This is a genomic window from Shewanella sedimentimangrovi, assembly GCF_017354965.1.
Taxonomy (GTDB): domain Bacteria; phylum Pseudomonadota; class Gammaproteobacteria; order Enterobacterales; family Shewanellaceae; genus Shewanella; species Shewanella cyperi.
In genome coordinates, this window is sequence record NZ_CP071502.1 from 1,706,107 (window position 1) to 1,723,044 (window position 16,938).

General features: G+C 54.5%; 17 protein-coding genes and 1 tRNA gene. 9 read left to right on the top strand and 9 right to left on the bottom strand.

Features of this window, described 5'->3' with window-relative positions; all coding sequences use genetic code 11:
• Positions 1–8 precede the first annotated feature (8 nt).
• Genes bioB through bioD form a run of 4 tightly spaced genes read left to right on the top strand, consistent with a single transcriptional unit; the run spans position 9 to position 3,761 of the window.
• On the top strand, positions 9–1,076 hold the full coding sequence (gene bioB, locus JYB85_RS07230) for a biotin synthase BioB (RefSeq protein ID WP_207381646.1): 1,068 nt from the start codon (positions 9–11) through the stop codon (positions 1,074–1,076).
• A 26-nt stretch (positions 1,077–1,102) separates the two neighbouring features.
• Positions 1,103–2,260 carry an aminotransferase class I/II-fold pyridoxal phosphate-dependent enzyme gene (locus JYB85_RS07235; protein ID WP_207381647.1) on the top strand — a complete coding sequence of 386 codons (1,158 nt, stop codon included), beginning with the start codon at positions 1,103–1,105 and terminating at the stop codon, positions 2,258–2,260.
• Positions 2,257–3,069: a methyltransferase domain-containing protein gene (locus JYB85_RS07240; protein ID WP_228730224.1), complete on the top strand. Its 813-nt coding sequence runs from the start codon at positions 2,257–2,259 to the stop codon at positions 3,067–3,069. The genes JYB85_RS07235 and JYB85_RS07240 overlap by 4 nt, the downstream gene beginning before the upstream one ends.
• The gene (gene bioD / locus JYB85_RS07245; RefSeq protein ID WP_207381993.1) at positions 3,069–3,761 is read left to right on the top strand and encodes a dethiobiotin synthase; all 693 of its coding nucleotides are present in this window, start codon (positions 3,069–3,071) and stop codon (positions 3,759–3,761) included. The genes JYB85_RS07240 and bioD overlap by 1 nt, the downstream gene beginning before the upstream one ends.
• Positions 3,762–3,911: 150 nt before the next feature.
• Here bioD and pepE read toward each other — a convergent pair whose 3' ends face one another.
• A complete protein-coding gene (gene pepE / locus JYB85_RS07250) occupies positions 3,912–4,622 on the bottom strand; it encodes a dipeptidase PepE (RefSeq protein WP_207381648.1) in 711 nt (236 codons plus the stop codon).
• 304 nt (positions 4,623–4,926) lie between these two features.
• Here pepE and htpX point away from each other — a divergent pair, with 304 nt between their 5' ends.
• The gene (htpX, locus tag JYB85_RS07255) at positions 4,927–5,787 is read left to right on the top strand and encodes a protease HtpX (RefSeq protein ID WP_207381649.1); all 861 of its coding nucleotides are present in this window, start codon (positions 4,927–4,929) and stop codon (positions 5,785–5,787) included.
• Between the two features lie 170 nt (positions 5,788–5,957).
• Here htpX and JYB85_RS07260 read toward each other — a convergent pair whose 3' ends face one another.
• From JYB85_RS07260 to JYB85_RS07270, 3 genes are all read right to left on the bottom strand, one after another.
• On the bottom strand, positions 5,958–6,425 hold the full coding sequence (locus JYB85_RS07260; RefSeq protein WP_207381650.1) for an OsmC family protein: 468 nt from the start codon (positions 6,423–6,425) through the stop codon (positions 5,958–5,960).
• Between the two features lie 66 nt (positions 6,426–6,491).
• Positions 6,492–7,346 (bottom strand): DUF1444 family protein, encoded by an 855-nt coding sequence (locus JYB85_RS07265; protein ID WP_207381651.1) that lies wholly within the window; start codon positions 7,344–7,346, stop codon positions 6,492–6,494.
• A 110-nt stretch (positions 7,347–7,456) separates the two neighbouring features.
• Entirely contained in the window at positions 7,457–8,173 is a 717-nt protein-coding gene (locus tag JYB85_RS07270; RefSeq protein ID WP_207381652.1) for a polysaccharide deacetylase family protein, read from the bottom strand.
• Positions 8,174–9,857: 1,684 nt separating this feature from the next.
• Here JYB85_RS07270 and JYB85_RS07275 point away from each other — a divergent pair.
• Positions 9,858–10,274, top strand: a complete 417-nt coding sequence (locus JYB85_RS07275; protein ID WP_207381653.1) for a DUF4124 domain-containing protein — start codon at positions 9,858–9,860, stop codon at positions 10,272–10,274.
• Positions 10,275–10,368: 94 nt separating this feature from the next.
• On the opposite strand, the gene JYB85_RS07280 is transcribed toward JYB85_RS07275, so the two are convergent.
• A complete protein-coding gene (locus JYB85_RS07280) occupies positions 10,369–10,509 on the bottom strand; it encodes a hypothetical protein (RefSeq protein ID WP_207381654.1) in 141 nt (46 codons plus the stop codon).
• Between the two features lie 326 nt (positions 10,510–10,835).
• On the opposite strand from JYB85_RS07280, the gene JYB85_RS07285 reads away from it, so the two are divergent.
• Complete coding sequence (locus JYB85_RS07285) at positions 10,836–11,405, top strand: DUF7010 family protein (protein WP_207381655.1); 570 nt, start codon at positions 10,836–10,838, stop codon at positions 11,403–11,405.
• 94 nt (positions 11,406–11,499) lie between these two features.
• On the opposite strand, the gene JYB85_RS07290 is transcribed toward JYB85_RS07285, so the two are convergent.
• From JYB85_RS07290 to JYB85_RS07300, 3 genes are all read right to left on the bottom strand, one after another.
• Positions 11,500–11,576, bottom strand: a tRNA-Pro gene (locus tag JYB85_RS07290).
• Positions 11,577–11,761: 185 nt separating this feature from the next.
• Entirely contained in the window at positions 11,762–13,546 is a 1,785-nt protein-coding gene (locus JYB85_RS07295) for a DUF3413 domain-containing protein (protein ID WP_207381656.1), read from the bottom strand.
• A 68-nt stretch (positions 13,547–13,614) separates the two neighbouring features.
• On the bottom strand, positions 13,615–13,827 hold the full coding sequence (locus JYB85_RS07300; RefSeq protein WP_207381657.1) for a YejL family protein: 213 nt from the start codon (positions 13,825–13,827) through the stop codon (positions 13,615–13,617).
• A 77-nt stretch (positions 13,828–13,904) separates the two neighbouring features.
• Between JYB85_RS07300 and yejK the strand changes: the two genes are divergently transcribed.
• On the top strand, positions 13,905–14,933 hold the full coding sequence (yejK, locus tag JYB85_RS07305) for a nucleoid-associated protein YejK (RefSeq protein WP_207324088.1): 1,029 nt from the start codon (positions 13,905–13,907) through the stop codon (positions 14,931–14,933).
• A 65-nt stretch (positions 14,934–14,998) separates the two neighbouring features.
• Here the strand turns inward: yejK and JYB85_RS07310 are convergent, their stop codons facing one another.
• Positions 14,999–15,703 (bottom strand): DUF4336 domain-containing protein, encoded by a 705-nt coding sequence (locus tag JYB85_RS07310; RefSeq protein ID WP_207381658.1) that lies wholly within the window; start codon positions 15,701–15,703, stop codon positions 14,999–15,001.
• 339 nt (positions 15,704–16,042) lie between these two features.
• Here JYB85_RS07310 and JYB85_RS07315 point away from each other — a divergent pair, with 339 nt between their 5' ends.
• Positions 16,043–16,927 (top strand): 6-carboxytetrahydropterin synthase, encoded by an 885-nt coding sequence (locus JYB85_RS07315; RefSeq protein WP_207381659.1) that lies wholly within the window; start codon positions 16,043–16,045, stop codon positions 16,925–16,927.
• The last annotated feature ends 11 nt before the right edge of the window (positions 16,928–16,938 follow it).

The following is a 16,938-nucleotide window of genomic DNA, read 5'->3' on the forward strand; positions in this document are numbered from 1 at the left end:
GTAGTCCCATGTCATCTTTTACCGTCCGTCACGATTGGAGCCGCAGCGAAATCGAAGCCCTGTTTGCGCTGCCGATGAACGACCTGCTGTTCCGTGCCCACAGCATACATCGTGAGGTATTCGATCCCAACGAGGTACAGGTCAGCCGTTTGCTGTCTATCAAAACCGGCGCCTGCCCCGAGGACTGCAAATACTGTCCCCAGAGCGCCCGTTACGATACCGGACTGGAAAAAGAGCGCCTGCTGGAGATCGAAAAGGTGCTGACCGAGGCCAAAGCCGCCCGTGATGCCGGTGCCACCCGCTTTTGCATGGGCGCCGCCTGGCGTAATCCCCACGAGCGTGACATGCCTTACCTCACCGACATGGTCAAGGAAGTGAAGGCCCTGGGGCTGGAAACCTGTATGACTTTGGGCATGCTGTCGGCGCACCAGGCCAGCCAATTGGCCGAGGCCGGACTCGACTATTACAACCACAACCTGGACACCTCGCCGGAATATTACGGCGATATCATCACCACCCGTACCTATCAGGACCGGCTCGATACCCTGTCAAATGTGCGCGCTGCGGGCATGAAGGTGTGCTCCGGCGGTATCGTCGGCATGGGTGAACAGGCCACCGACAGGGCCGGTCTGCTGCAGCAACTGGCCAATCTGGAACAACACCCGGATTCTGTGCCCATCAACATGCTGGTGAAAGTGGCGGGTACGCCGCTGGACAATCTGGAGGACCTCGATCCGTTGGAGTTCATCCGCACCATAGCCGTGGCCCGTATTCTGATGCCGCTATCCCGGGTGCGTCTGTCCGCCGGTCGCGAGAAGATGAGCGACGAGCTGCAGGCCATGTGTTTCTTTGCCGGTGCCAACTCCATTTTCTACGGCTGCAAGTTGCTGACCACGGCCAACCCCGAGGAAAGCGATGACATGAGCCTGTTCCGCCGTTTGGGGCTTAAGCCCGAGCAGGGCAAGGCTGCCATGGTGGAAGAGGATGCCGCCGTGCTCGCCAAGGCCAGCCGTGGTGCCGCCGACAAGCAGGAAAAAGACACCGGCCAAGCGCTGTTTTACGACGCCACCCGCTGAAGACGCAGTCCCGATTGAGCATCAAGATGAATCCCTTGCTTGCGCGCTTACAGGCCAATCGCCAGGCGTTGACCGAGGCCGGCCTGTGGCGCCGGCGCCGGTTGTGGGCACCTGCGCTCATCGATTTCTCCGCCAATGACTATCTGGGACTTGCGCGGGAGCCGCAACTGGCGGCGGCCCTTGCCGAAGGGGCCAACCGCTTTGGTGTCGGCAGCCGCGCCTCCGCCCTGGTCAGTGGCTACAGCCCGGCCCATGAGGCGCTGGAGCAGGAACTGTGCCGGGTAACGGACCATGAAGCGGCGCTGCTGTTCTGCTCGGGATTTGCCGCCAATCTGGCATTGGCCGCGACCTTGCTGCAGGCGGGCGATACCCTTATCGCCGACAAATACATTCACGCCTCGGTTATTGACGGGGTTCAGGCCAGTGGCGCTGCGCTGCGGCGCTTCCCACACAATGATCTTGATGGCGCGGCAAGGTTGCTCGGCAAATACTCTGGCACGGCGCTGTGGACCGAGAGCATCTTCAGCATGGATGGGGATGGGGCGCCGCTGGCGCAGCTGGCGAGGCTGTGCCGTGAGCACAACAGTCTGCTTATCGTCGATGATGCCCACGGTTTTGGTGTCATTGGCGAGGAGGGCATGGGCGCCAGCCGTTTGCCGGAATTCACTCGCTCTGGGGGCGAGCCTGGTATAGATATTCAACTGGTCACCTTCGGAAAGGCCCTGGGAGCCCAGGGCGCCGCCATTTTGGGCTCAAAGGCGCTTATCGACAGCCTGGTGGCCTGTGCCCGTCATTATATCTATTCCACGGCCCTGTCACCGGCCCAGGCCTTTTGCGTGAGCGAAGCCATACGTCTTGCCGCCGGAAGCGATGCCCGTGCCCGGCTGTTCGACAATATCAATTATTTCCGCCGCGGCGCCCAAGCGCTGGGTTTGGGGCTGCTGGACTCTGCCTCGGCCATTCAGCTGCTGCCCATGGCCGATGTTCCGAGCTGCATGGCGGCGGCAGAGCAGTTGCGGCAGCAGGGGTTGCTGGTGGGCGCCATACGCCCACCCACTGTGCCGAGCCCCAGACTCAGGATCACCTTAAGCGCCGCCCACAACCGGGCCCAGCTCGACGCCTTGCTGGCCGCTCTGGCGCAACTGCCCGCGGCAACACCTGGCGGTCCTGAGGTGCAGCCTTGAGCAAAGCCGCGTCTTTGAACGATCCGTCTTTGAACGGGCTGACAGCCTTGAGCGAATTGACTCAGGTGGCCGAGCACTTTTCCCGCGCCAGCCACTATCGGCAGCACAACGTGTTGCAGCGACTCACGGCGGCCGAGCTGATACAAAGGGCCGCCGAGGTTAAGGTCGCACCCGCCGGACGCTTGCTGGACCTGGGTGCCGGGCCTGGCACCGCCTTTAATAGTGACCCAGTGTCCGAGGTGCTGACCCTGGATATTGCCTTTGGCATGTGTGCCCGCCTCAAGCAGGAATTTCCCGACTATCACGCCCTGTGCGCCGATGCCTGCGCCTTGCCGCTGAGAACTGCCAGCATCGATAGCCTCTATTCCAACCTGGCGCTGCAATGGTGTGAGCCCTTGCCGCAAGCGGTGAGCGAGATGGCCAGGGTGCTGCGTCCCGGCGGCCATGCGCTGCTCGCCATGGTTTGCGATGGCAGCCTGCCGCAACTTGAGCGCCTGGGCTTTGCGGTCAACCACTTCGCCACGGCTTCAGCCATGGCCGCGGCCTTTGATCCCACACAATGGCAGATTCAGCACTGCGAGGCCGTGACCCACAGCCTGCACTTTGCCAATCTGCAATCCTTGCTGTATTCCATCAAGGGCGTCGGCGCCAATGCCCAGTATCGGGCCGATGGTGGCGCCAGGCTCAGGGGCCGGGGCGACTGGCAGGCCAAACAAGCCGAGGCCGAGGCCCTGCGCACCAACGCGGGCCTGCCACTGAGTTACCGAATTCTTTATCTCATCGCCCGGCGGCGCGAGGAGCAGGCATGATCTATTTTGTCACCGGCACGGATACGGATTGCGGCAAGACTTTGGTGTCGGCGGCGCTCCTGACAGCGGCTGCAGAGCAACTGCCGGGTTGCACTAAAACCCTCGGAATAAAGCCGGTGGCTTCGGGCTGCCGCCCGACAGATTCTGGGCTCAGAAACCCCGATGCCGAACTGCTGATGGCCCATGCCAGCAGTGACTTGCCGTATCACAGGGTCAACCCCCTGGCCTTTGAACCTGCCATTGCGCCCCATATCGCCGCCGCAAGAAGCGGCGTGGATATCAGTCCCGAAACCATTTTGGCCTTGCTTGACAGGGACGCCATGGACGCTGCCGATTTTTGTTTGCTGGAGGGCGCCGGCGGTTGGCGCCTGCCCCTGGGACAGGGCCGTTTTATGCCCGAGCTGGTGCAGGCCCTGGAAGTGCCGGTGATCCTGGTGGTGGGCATGAAGCTCGGTTGCCTCAACCATGCCATGCTGACCCAGGAAGCCATCAAGGCCGATGGGCTGAGGATTGCCGGCTGGGTGGCCAACCGGGTGGATGCCCATATGGCCTGTTTCGAGGAAAACCTGCAAACCCTGCGCGAGGTGATGGACTCACCATGCCTTGGGGTGATCCCGCATCTGGCGGATGCCGACCCAAAAGCCGCAGCCGCCTGTCTGGACCTGTCTCTTTTGAAACAGCCCTTGAAATAGCCCCTTGAAATAGCCCCTTGAAATAGGCCCTTGAAATATCCTTTGAAATAAGCCCTTGAATTAAGCTTCTGTGCCAAAGATGCGCAGTAAAAGAAAAGGCGGCCACAGGCCGCCTTTTCTTGTTTGGGTAATCGTTGGGCGGCTTGTGGCTTAAGCCAGCATGGCCGACAAATCACTGCCGGCGGCAATGACCTGCTTTTGGATCTCACCCTTGAACAGGTAGCCTTCCTTGTCACCCAGCAGCTTCAGGCTGTCGCCCTCGCGCAGTAGGGCGCTGCCTTCCTGTATGCCGACAACCGGGGTCAGGGGATCGACGCAGGTGAATTCCAGCAAACGCTGGGCGCGGGTTTCCCCGTTGTGACCCGGCGCCTGGTAGTCGGTGTAATGGGGGTTGAGCTGGAAGGGTAACAGTCCCAGGGCGGTAAAGGACGGCGGCTCTATGATGGGCATGTCGTTGGTGGTGCGAATGCTCAGTCCAGCCACATTGGAGCCGGCGCTCCAGCCTATGTAGGGTTTACCAGCCGCCACTTCTTCGCGGATAAGGTGCAGCAGATCGTAACGGTACAGCTCGTGCAGCAGATGGAAGGTATTGCCGCCGCCCACCAGAACGCCATCGGCATCGCGGATGGCCTGGCGCGGATCGCTGTGCTCATGAATGCCGCTGATGTTGATATTGAGCGACGCCAGCCCATCACGGACCCGGGTCAGGTAATTGTCGTAGCCCAGGCTGATGCCGGCATAGGGCACAAAAACCCAGTTGCGGCGGCCGGTCGTCAGCGGCGCTATATAGGGCAGGGTATGTTGCAGATAGGGGCTGTCGCCTTCCCGTGAGCTGCTCAGCAGCAGGGCCTGTATTGTCATTTTAATATCCTTGGTTCGGGGTACACTGTCCGGGGACAGCCGACTAAGATGGCCGATGTTAACAAAGTTTCTCTGGAAAGACAGTGAAATAAAGATACCTCCCAAAGGCTTGGGGGCGCGGGGGATTAAGTTTCGCTTAATGCTGCCTGCATAGACTGGCCGGGATCCGGCTGATCTGGCCTGAGTGGCACCTGCGGACAGGAAACGCAGGAATATTTTTACCGGACACTTGAATTCGCACTATTCGGACATATTATGTCTGCATAGACGCATTGTGGCGTTGATTGCCCACTAAGGAGCTGAAATGAAGCGCGTAGTTTTATTCCTCATTACCAACCTGGCTGTACTCTTGGTAATGTCGATCGTGATGTCCCTGCTGGGTGTGAATACCCGCACCATGAGTGGTTTGCTGGTCTTTGCCGCCCTGTTTGGATTCGGTGGTGCCTTTTTCTCCCTCGCCATCTCCAAGTGGATGGCGAAAAAGTCCATGGGCTGTGAGGTGATTACCCGTCCACGCGATGGCACCGAGCAGTGGTTGCTTGACACAGTTGCCCACCAGGCGCGGGACGCAGGCATCAAGATGCCTGAAGTGGCCATCTACAATTCCCCGGAGATGAACGCCTTTGCCACAGGTCCCAGCAAAAACAACTCGCTGGTGGCCGTGAGCACCGGCCTTTTGTATGGCATGAGCCAGGATGAAGTAGAGGGCGTACTGGCACACGAGGTCAGCCACGTCGCCAACGGTGACATGGTCACCCTGACCCTGATCCAGGGCGTGGTGAATACCTTCGTGATCTTCGCCGCCCGCGTGGTTGCCGGTATTATCGACAACTTCCTCTCCGGCGACGAAGAAGGTGAGGGCCTGGGGACCTTTGCCTATATCGCCGTGGTGTTTGTACTGGAAATGCTGTTCGGGATCCTGGCCTCCATGGTGGTGGCTTACTTCTCCCGGATCCGTGAATACCGCGCCGATGAGGGCGGTGCCAAGCTGGCGGGACGCAACAAGATGGTGGCTGCGTTGGAACGTCTGCGCACCGGCCCAGAGACAGGTGCCATGCCTGCCCAAATGGCTGCCTTCGGTATCAATGGCAAGCGTTCCATGGCCGAGCTGATGATGAGCCATCCACCGCTGGAAAAGCGCATTGCTGCACTGAAAAGCCACTGATAGTTAACGTTAAAATACGTCAAATAAAAAGGAGGCCAGCGGCCTCCTTTTTTAATTTTCAGCATCGAACTCAGCGACATTGGCTATCTCTTATGGCGCAGCAATGGCATTGATTTTCATGCTTTGCTTTTTTGCTCCGGACAAGACAACGGCTGCAGAGTCACAACGCGTCAATCGATGATCTCTGTGACGACCTTTGTTTTGACTGAGTTGGCTATAAAACAGAGTTCATGTGCCTGGTGATGCATTTTTTCGAGCTCATCCCTTGAAGGGATTTGAGCGCCCGAAAACGCGACTTTGGGACGCAGCGTCACCTTGGTCATGGCGATGTTACCCGAGTCATCTTTTTCCATGATACCCAGCGCATCGTCTGCATAGCTTTCAACTACGTATTTCTTTTTGGCTGCGATTGAAAGGAAGAAAAGCATGTGACAACTGGATAAGGAAGCCACAAAGGCCTCCTCAGGGTCTACGTGAGTCTCAACGGAGTAGGGAAGCGGTACCACATGGGGTGACGAGGAGGCAGGTACGCGCACACCGCCATCAAATTCCCATACATGACCACGGCTGTATTTATTATCGACAAAGGCTTCATCTTCACCGCGATTCCACTTTACCGATGCACAGTACTCAGACATCTTAATCCTCTTTTAAATGATGCTTAAATCTTAAGCTAAACCGTGGTATGTATTGGCGTTGACTTGTCAAGGTTGAAATATATGCCAACTATTATTGACTCTTACAAACCCAACTTCAGAAATCGTGTGAGACCATTGGTTTCCTTGGGCATATATTATGTTATGAATCTTTGCCAAACTTACTTCATCCTCGGAGCCAGTTATTAGTACAAGATCTCTCGTCGGAATATATACTACAATATCGCCCTTTACCGGGAACTGCTCTTTTGTCCAGATATCATCAAATAGTATAAAGGAAGCTTCATATGTTCCATCAGCAATCAACATAGCCAACGACGAAGGATCTCCTTCAAGTTTTAAATTGGGTATGGAATTTTTTAGATTTGTTTTTGACAACTCCCTCAACTCATTTTTATTCACATTAATTTCAGATAAGTCAGATTCTGTCATGAAACGTAATGCTTTTGGTGTATCAAAGGCGTATAAAACATATAGTACATCATTTATTTTTTCATAGACAATGCCGCCTTTTCCTGATTTCTCTAACATTTCATCGACTTGTTGTATATATTGCTTGTCTTTTACAACAGGAAAAATCTGTTCTTTACCATGTCTTACGTTAACAAGGTCTTTTGTATGTAAAATTGATTCAGCGTATGTAGCTAATAAATTGTCAATATTGCCAGGATTGCTTTTGTAATCAGCGTAAGCGTTATCCAGAATAGCGTTTAATTTGTTATCATTTTCTAATGTAATATTAACTTCTAGCTCTTTAACAACCTCTATTTTTGCATTCGGAGCTATTTTTGCTACTGCAGCTACATACCTGTTTGTGAATTCTTTTCTATCTAAAAATGTCTCTGCAAATGTTGGTGAAATCCAGCCAAGAATAAAAAGTGAAATCATTGCTATCTTTTTCATTTAGATATATCCATATATTTCTTTGAACCAAAATTATTAGACACCTGTTTGAAATGCGAACAACTGAATTTGAGTTCAATAAACGTCTTGTAAGATTATGCAGACGACAGTTATGCGCCTTTTTTTTCGATGCGTATTAGTTCAGATACAGTTACGAACCTGTATCCATCTTTTCTCAGCCTCTCAATAATTTTAGGAACAGCCGCCAGGGAGTTCTTCCGTGACTCAAACATCACATGAAGCAATATTATTGATCCTGGGCGCGTATGTTCCACTGCATAGTTTGCTATTTCATCGGAAGATGCGCTAACCGGTAAATCACTGTCAGGTGCAACATCCCACGTAACGCTGGTTATGTCTCTCTGCGCCAAATAATAAGGCAGTACAAACAGCTTTTTCCCGTATGGCGGTCTAAAAGTGATATCACCTTCAAAGCCAGATTTTCTAATAAGGGAACTTGTTTTCTCAATTTCATCTGCGATAGAGGCATATGATTTGAAAATCAATCTGCCGTGAGTAAATGAATGATTACCAACTTCATGGCCGGCTTTTACCAGCACGCCTGCCAAGTCAATGTTTTGCTCGATTGACTCTCCAACTAAATAAAAGGTGCCACTAACCTTATGGTCATTTAGAATCCGAATGATCTCCTCTGTCTTACCTTTAGTCGGGCCGTCGTCAAATGTAAGTGCAACTATCTTTTCCTTGGCATCAACTCTATCAACCAGATCGCCGGTAAATTGAAACGAAGTGCTTTTACTGATTTTGTATAGAGAAAAAGCGGAAACGACGACTAATAAAACGCCAAGTAATACTTTTTTAATCATTCTTTATCTCGCAAATCATTTTAATTATGGGAATGCTCATTTAGTTCTCCTTGGCAGGCCGGAGACCTTTTGGCTTTAACGAAGGGCATGGAACAATTCACCGGTGTCTTGTCGACACCTTTAGCGGACATATTTGCCGCTCCCATGGAATTTTCAAATGTTGCTGAGCTTTTGTACTGCAGGAAGCTGAACGATATATCAGCAAACAAAGGACATGGCTACCGCACGGGCTGAAGTAGTGTGCTTCATCCCTAAACCTTGTTTTATCTCCTTGAATCAGCATCTTGGCAGAGGTTGCTACAACTGGGCAAGCAAAAAGTGGAATCGTTTTTGTCTTTAGCCAAAGGTCACACATTTGCCGGAGTGGAACACCTTTGAACAAGCACTGCCGCACCAGTGACCGTCCGAGCCATGGTCGCTCAATCACATCTGACCTCCATGGACGGAGGAAATGCCTGAATTTGTCGGGAGCAAAACAGGCCATGTGATCGCGACATTCGACCATCCATGGTCAGCAGATGGCGAGGGGAGGCTATAGGGACCGATTTTTAAATCAAGAGCACGCCGTGTTACTGGGATGGCAGTGCGAAAGCGCACCGCAGGTGATTTATTGCAACTGATGTTGGAAGTTGCATATGGCGATAAAGATAGCTGCTTTTCAAGCAGCAGAAAGTCGTGGGTCTCCAACCCACACCCGGCCAAAAGGGGCTCAACAGCAATAACAACATCCCTGTTTAGCGGCCAGCTCGCCAATCCCTGGCTCGCGCTCAGGAGCTTGTCACTGCGTGACCTTCGCCCTCTTGGATCTCCGTGCCGCCCCCGACCGGTGCCGAAAGCCCCTCAGCCTCTTGAGCTTGGTCATGCTACAGCTTCGGACTTTAGGATTTACATTCATGTAAATCCAATTCAGCTTGGCTCCCTGCCTCGCGCTCGTGGGCACGTCGCTACGCGACACTCACCCTGCTCGACCGAAGCAGCCTCGATATCCTTATCTCGGCTACGCGCCCAAGCTCATCGTCCTCGGCGGCTCCGAAGGGGGAACATTCGGGTGCAACAGTCCAGCATCGGAGTTGCTGCCAAACATGCTCAGTGACGCTGCCAGAGTCAGAGTGGAAAGCCCTCTATTAGCACTGCCGAACCAGTGACCATCCGAGCCATGGATGGTGAGGGGAGGCTACAAGGACTGATTTTTAAACCAAGAGTACGCCGTGTCACGGGTGGGGTAGTGCGAAAGGTCGCTCTTTCGCATCTGACCTCCATGGATGGAGGAAATGCCTGTTTTGTCAGGAACAAAACAGGCCATGCGACCGCGACATTGGTGCATCCATGCACGGCACCCACCGCAGGGGGATAAGCGCGTCGTCAGACTGCGAGATGAACAGTTTCATCTCGCAAGCGTTCCCCGAAGGCCTCTGGCCGCCACGCGGGGATTAATTGCATCAAATCGCTGATGCTATTGCATACAGCACAAGATAGCCGCTGTGCCATTCTCGGCAATTTAAGTGGAACAACTGGAATACCCCTGCCTTTAGTCCGGCCTGACCTGGCAGCAAGCCAACCATATCAAAGCAGGGCAGCGAAATACGCTCGTTGTCAGTAGGTTGTGACTATTGTTTTTATCTTGCTGCTTTACACATGCCTGTTTCGCTTTAAAAAGACAGCACCAAAATATCAAGGACTTGCTATGAAGAAAGGGATTATTCTAGTCGCACTGCTGAGTGCACCTTTGGCCCATGCGGCCATTTATAAATGCACCATCGATGGAGTTGAAACATACAGTCAGCTACCCTGTGCCGACGATGCAGAGCCCATCGCCGTCAGGGAACAAACGCCAGGATCGGGCGGAGGTGATCAGAAAGGCGTGCTGGGTGCCTGTTTGGCATATATCAAGACGCATTATAGTTACAAAGATCCTGAATCCATTCGTTTGGAGAAATACAGTTTTGATTGGGTGGCCGATAAGTCCGGACCTCGTCGTGTCATTTCTATGTGGATTAATGCTAAAAACAGTTACGGCGCTTATGCTGGGAGCGATGTGAAGATCTGCTTTGTCAACCATAGCGGCACTGCCCTGAGTGAAACCCAGAAACTGGTCTACTAACCCCGACTACATTCCAATCCGCTGACAGCTGCGGGGTTCACCTAATGGGCACTTAGATTGAGTGCCCATTTTTAAGGGCATTGTTTGAGTTGTCTTACTTAAACAGCGAATTGGGTTGTGAGTCTTCGACATAGGGTTTGTCGATAAAGCCGGCTATCTTTTGGGCCAGTTCGCGCAGGGCGCTGCGGTGGCCGCTGATTAATCTGATGCGGACGTTGTCGTCGCGCATCAGCATGAGTTGGGCCTTTGTGGCGATCAGATATGTGGCGACTGATGCACAGGCCGCTGATCTGCTCCTGGGGGGACTGATGTATGCGGCCAAGGTCGACGGGGGAGCCCTGAGATTACCTTGGGAGCCGTTATAACAGCCATGGATTCAGGTTTTGTTGATGGCTGTTATTTGACCGCGAGATGGCAGTTGCGCTTGGCAAAATGCCGACTGTAGTATGTAAAACAATTGCGCGAACAGATGCCAACTCGGCTACGGGACTCAATTAAATCTAAATCGGACGGAATCAGCCAATCTTAGATCCCAGGAATAACCGACACAAGGAGAGAAGGATGCAGCTAAAGCAAGCTCAAAGTGACATGCGATATGCCTATTATGGTGGGGCACCCGGGGTATTTGTCTCCTCACTGGTATGGGGACTGGCCGCGGTATGTTCAATTTGGTTGCCCCCCATGCAGGTGATACTGGTTTTCTTTGTTGGGGGTATGTTTATTTATCCAGTAGCCGTGCTGTTGACAAAATTAATTGGACGTAGCGGAAGCGTGTCTGCCGATAATCCTTTGCGACTATTGGCATTTGAGAACACGGCCTTGCTGATCTTTGGTTTTCCACTGGTGTATGCAGCGGCCTTGGTACACCTTGAATGGTTTTTTCCGGCCATGATGTTGTTGATTGGTGGTCGATACATGACCTTTGGCACCATGTATGGCTCACAACTGTACCGATTGCTCGGATGTGTGCTTGCGCTGTCAGCCTATGCGCTGTACCAGTTTGCTGCGGGTTTTACCCTGGGAGCGATTGTCGGCGCGGCAATAGAGGTGGCTTTCGCTATATTGCTGACATTCATTACCGCTAAGGAACCTCCCATAGAGGTCAGTCCGGCGTTGCCGTCAGATGCATAGCTTAAAGCACAAGTTGTCATAAGCCGCTGCCGGGAGTGACAAAATCCAGATAAACAAAAAGCCCAATCTTTCGATTGGGCTTTTTGTTTGAATGTGGTCGGTATGAGAGGATTCGAACCTCCGACCCCTGACACCCCATGACAGTGCGCTACCGGGCTGCGCTACATACCGAATGTTTTGAGCGGCTTGCGCAGTTCTCAGTGCCGTCTCAACGAGGCGAACTTTACCAAGAGCGCCGGGGCAGTGCAAGCCTTGCTTTAAGCAAAATTGCCTGACTGCCTAGTTTCTCGCCTAAGATGCGAATTTTCCATCAATTTAGCCAGATTCAGGTTCCGGCTTATCAATGTTTTATACAATCAATGTTTATACAGCCGGCGACCTTCGCGCATTACCTGGATAAGCTCGGGGGCGCTCATTTTCTTCTTCAGGCGCTGATTGAATTCGGCATCGTAGATGCGGTACTTGCCGTGGCGGTCAATGACAGTCACTTCGTCATTCTGGTAGATGGCGAAATAGCGGTTATCGCCCACATAGACCCACTGCTGTTCGCTCGGCGTCTCCAGTTGGCGACCGGCACTGTAGTCTGTGATGGCATTGCTGCACCCCAGCAGGCGGGTCATCAGCAGTGGCACCAGGCCGTGGTGGCTGGTTCTGTGACTTATCCTGACGGCCGGTTCGCCGGGCCAATGGATCACCAGGGGCACCCGCACCGACTGGGGCGACAGATCGCGCCTGGCTTCGGTCTGGTTACTGGTGAACAGCTTGCCGTTCAGGCCTGTGATGATCACCACAGTGTCATCGTCCAGGGACGACAGCAGCGACTGCAGGCTGGCGTCGATAAAGTTCAGGGATTGGCGGTACTGATTGAACAGCACCCGCTGGGCCGGTTTCAGCTCCTCGGGGGCGCTGATGGTGGCCGTGCCGGCAAAACCGACCGGGGTATCGTAATTTTCCGGCGCCGACAGGTTCAGCAACGCGAACCAGGGACCGGTTTGATCGGCCTGCCAGGTACGAAATGACTGGATGCTGGCCAGATCGGCGGTGGCGCTGGAGCGACTGTCATCACTGATATAGGCGCTGAAGTCGTCATAGATGCCGAGCTTTTGCGGTAACTGATCGTTGGTCTCGCCCATAAAGCGCGCCAAGCTGTAACCCTGGCGGGCCAGCTCACGGGTCAGCAGCGGGCTTTGGTTGGCAAAGGCATTGTTGCCAAGGTAGCTGCCCTGCAGGCCGTAGAGCAGGGAATACAGGCCGCTGTATGCCTGGTTGCCGCCACTGTAATGCTGGCTGAATTGTTGATTATCCTCAGCATAACGGCTCAGGAAGGGCATGGTTTCCTCTGTCACCATGTCGGCCCGCAGGCTGTCGATGGCGAGCAGCAGTACCTTGGCACCTTGCTCTCTTTGGCATTGCAGCGGATTGACCGGATACTGCAGCTGCTGCTGTTGTTCATGGGGCAGATCTTCCGCCAGCGCGTCCAGACCGTGGTTTTCCATAAAGCTTTTGGCCGTGGCCGGGTAAAACAGCGGATACACGTCGTCGAAGCGGGTGATGTCTTCCACATCGGCGGCATCGGCCCAGATATGGACAAGGTGGCTGCTGATAAAGCACACGGCAATAAAGCCGGCCACCTTGGGACCTATTTTACGCTTTTGCAGCTTGTCGATGCGCTTCCACAGGAAGTTGGCGGCGGTCAGCTCCAGACCAATGATGGCCAGCGGTGTGATGATGTAGGAGGTGCCATGCAGCAGGGCATTGAGATCGGCCCAGGCCAGATCAAAGGCAAAGGGCGAAAGGTGCATGCCATAGTCGTCGTAGACTATGGTGTCGTACAGCATCAGGCACAGGGCCAGGGTGGCGACTGTGGCCGCCAGGCCGCGCAAAATCTTGGAATAGGGCAGCAGCAGGGTGACTGGAAACAGCAGCAGCAGGTAGACCATAAAGGCCAGGAAGCTGAATTGGCCGATGGAACTCAGGCTCAGGTAGCCCCAACCGATAAGGGTTTCCGGGTAACCCACTGTGTCGAGGTAGCGGCTGCCGACTATGATGGCCAACAGGCCGTTGAAGGCGGCAAACCAGTGCCCCCAATTCACCAGGCGCGATACCTTGTCACGCACCAATTGCTGTTTGCGTTCGGCCATATTGATCCGCTGTTATCTCAAGTACTGAACTATATTAAGTTTTTTTCCCCAGTCGCCGCCAGCCTTTATTAAGCCTTGACCGATTGGGCCAGGGCCTTGGCAAATTGTTCCGCCACGGCGCCACGGGAAGCCGCCACCTGGGTGTTCAGCAGGTGACTGGTGCAGTTACCCAGTACCATCAGGCTCAGATCTGTCGGGGCCTTGTGCTTGTCCAGCACAGCCAGCAGTTCGGCGATCAGGGATTCAACTTGGGTATTGGTGTATTTGGATTGGATAGCCATAAGTAAAAATTGGTTCACAAAGGAATGGATTAGCGGCATATAATACCGGATTTCCACCGCTATCACTATCAGGGCATATGACTATTAACATCGAACAGGCCATCATCCACGAGATAGCCCAGGATAACGAGGGCCAGCTGCGCTGTCGCCTGCGTCCGCAACCCTTGCTCAATGGTCAGGCCGTGTCCCTGATGCTGGAAGAGCTGCACCAGTCCTACACCAGCAAATCCGGCAAGGGCTTCGGCTTTTTTGGCACCCATGGCGATGACGGCGAGGCCAATCCCGCCTTTGCCAACGCACTGGAAGAATACCGCAGCGGCAATCTCGGCTTTGTGGAATTCTCGGCGCTGGCAAGCAAGTTGCTGCAGGACGAGCTGGGCAAATACGACTTCAGCCAGGGCGGCTTTTTGCTGATGGCCAGCTATACCCACATGGCCAGCGACTATCTGTTTGTGGCCCTGCTGAGCGCCAAGTCCTCCATGACGGTACTGGACGACATGGAGCTGACCCAGATCAACCATTTGGATCTAGGCAACATCCAGCTGGCGGCCCGTATCGATTTGACCGAGTGGCAGGCCGACAAGGACTCCCGCAAGTACATTTCCTTTATCCGTGGCCGCGCCGGGCGCAAGGTGGCGGATTTCTTCCTCGACTTTATGGGCTGTGTCGAAGGGGTCAACCCCAAGGCGCAGAACAAGAGCCTGATGAACGCGGTGGAGGACTTTGTTGCCGGTTCCGAGCTGACCAAGGACGAGCGCCAAAGCTGCCGTGACAAGGTGTTTGAGTTCTGCACCGAGCGCTTCGACGCCGGCCGCGACATTGACATCAAGGACCTGGCAGATGAGCTGGCCGACAGCGGCATGGACTCCTTCTACGACTTTGCCAAGGGCGGCGACTACGACCTCGATGAAGAATTCCCGGTGGACAAGTCGACCTTGAGGCAGCTTAAGAAATTCTCCGGCACAGGTGGCGGCGTCACCGTTAGTTTCGATGGCGGTCATTTGGGCGAGCGGGTGATCTACGATCCCATCTCCGACACCCTGCTGATCAAAGGCGTGCCGGCGAACCTCAAGGATCAGCTGGACAGGCGTCTCAAGGGCGAATAAATCCCGAAACATACTAATAAGGCGGCCCCTTGCTTCATGGCAGGGCCGCTTTTTTTATGGGTTTTTTATAACAGCCAGTCGAAGGATCTGCGCAGAAAGTGACTGCCGTCCTTCTCAATGCACAGGCCGTGTGCCAGCACGATTTTTTCAGGCGCCCAGGCGAGCATTTGCCCCAGGCAATCCCGGGCTTCGGCCTTGCGGGTGCTGAAACTCAGGCGCCAGTCCAGCGGAGTGCGGCCGTTGGGGGCCAGAATGCCGGTGATCCTTGCCAGCGGTCTCTGCCAGGACTTGAAATGCTCGGGCGGGAAGTTTTCGATAAGGTCGGTCAAAATCAGCGTCTTCGAAGGGTGGTGGAAAAACACCGCTTCCTGCATCACGGAGGAGCCACTGAAAATTAGCTGCTCAATGTCGCCGGTCCAGGGACTGGTGGCACTTTCCATCTCGGCGAGCTGCTGGCATATCACCGGCGGCGGTTGCAGCCTGGTCAGCTTGTGTTCCACTCCGGGGGCCACATAGAGCCGTGACTCGGGAAATGCCGCTTGCCACTGGGCAAGGAACAAATAGTGCAGCTTATTGGGGGCGATGAGATAAGTCACAGTGCCAAGCCCGGACACCTGCTGTTGCAACTCAGGTGTCAGTGCTATGGGGGAGTGGACCCACAGCTCGTCATCATTGAGGCGGACCACAGTCATGCGGGTGCTGTAGGGTAGGCCAAAAAAGGGCACGCTCGGGCCATCAAACAGCCAGATATTTTCGCCGAAGGGTTTCATCAAGGACTCCTGTCCAGAGAATGGTGGTCCAGCCTAGCCTGTTTTTTCGGCAGATTTAAACCATCAATTGATTGATTTTTGTGTTGAATGCCTGCTTTATTAACCTTCTGGGACCGCGTTGGCTATGCTCTGGATGGAAGTTATTTCGCCAAAGGGCCATTAATTGCGCCCTGGGCCGGATCTCTGCTCGCCCGCGGCCGGTGAATTGATTAGAATTGTCCGGAATGCCGTGGCCCCTTGCCGCGGCGCTTCATCTCCGGCCATTGCCGGGTGGGTGAAAGGTGGCGACCCAGGGTCGCCAGGGATTTAGGCAGACTGTTTATCTGCCCGGGAGTTTGAATGCAACTTTTTGTTAAAGATTTGACTGTACTGGATTTTTCCTATTTGTGCCCCGAGCGCGGCATGGTGGGGGAAAGCTGGATAGTGGATGTGCTGCTGGACGGCGGCCTTGATGAGCAGAACATGGTGCTGGACTTTGCCAAGGTCAAACGCACCATCAAGCAGACCATAGATGCGGTGGCCGATCACCGCTTGCTGGTACCCACCGCCTGTAACCAGATCCGCTGGCAGCAGCAGGGTGACAGGGTGTGGATGGATTTCGACAGTCAGGTGGGAGACATGCACCTGGCCTGTCCCAGCCAGGCCTTTGCCCTGGTGCCAAGCGAAGTCATAGACATTGAAGCCGTGACCCGTTTCCTGCAAAAGGCCCTGCGTGAGGCGTTGCCGGAGAACGTTGAGGGTATCCAACTGACGCTGCGCAACGAGCAGCTCGACACTCCCTACTACCACTACAGCCATGGCCTGAAGAAGCACGACGGCAACTGCCAGCGCATTGCCCACGGTCATCGCAGTCCGGTGCAGGTATTCGAGAACGGCATGGCCGCCCCACAGTGGGACGAATACTGGGCCCGCCGTTGGCACGATATTTATCTGGGCACGGAGGAGGATCTGGTGCCGGTGTCCAGCCTGAGTTTGTCGGCCCAGACCCGCATCAATGACGAGAGTCACTGGGGTTTTTGTTATCAGGCGCCCCAGGGCGAGTTCCAACTGGCCATGCCCAAGGGCAGTTGCGACATCATCCCCCACGACACAACGGTAGAACTGCTGGCGGAATTCATGGCCAAGAGCCTGGCGGAAAAGGTGCCCGGCAGCCATTTTCGCGTTATCGCCTATGAAGGTATAGGCAAGGGCGCCATTGCCTCCGCCGGTCCTCTCCACGAATAAGGACTGAATAA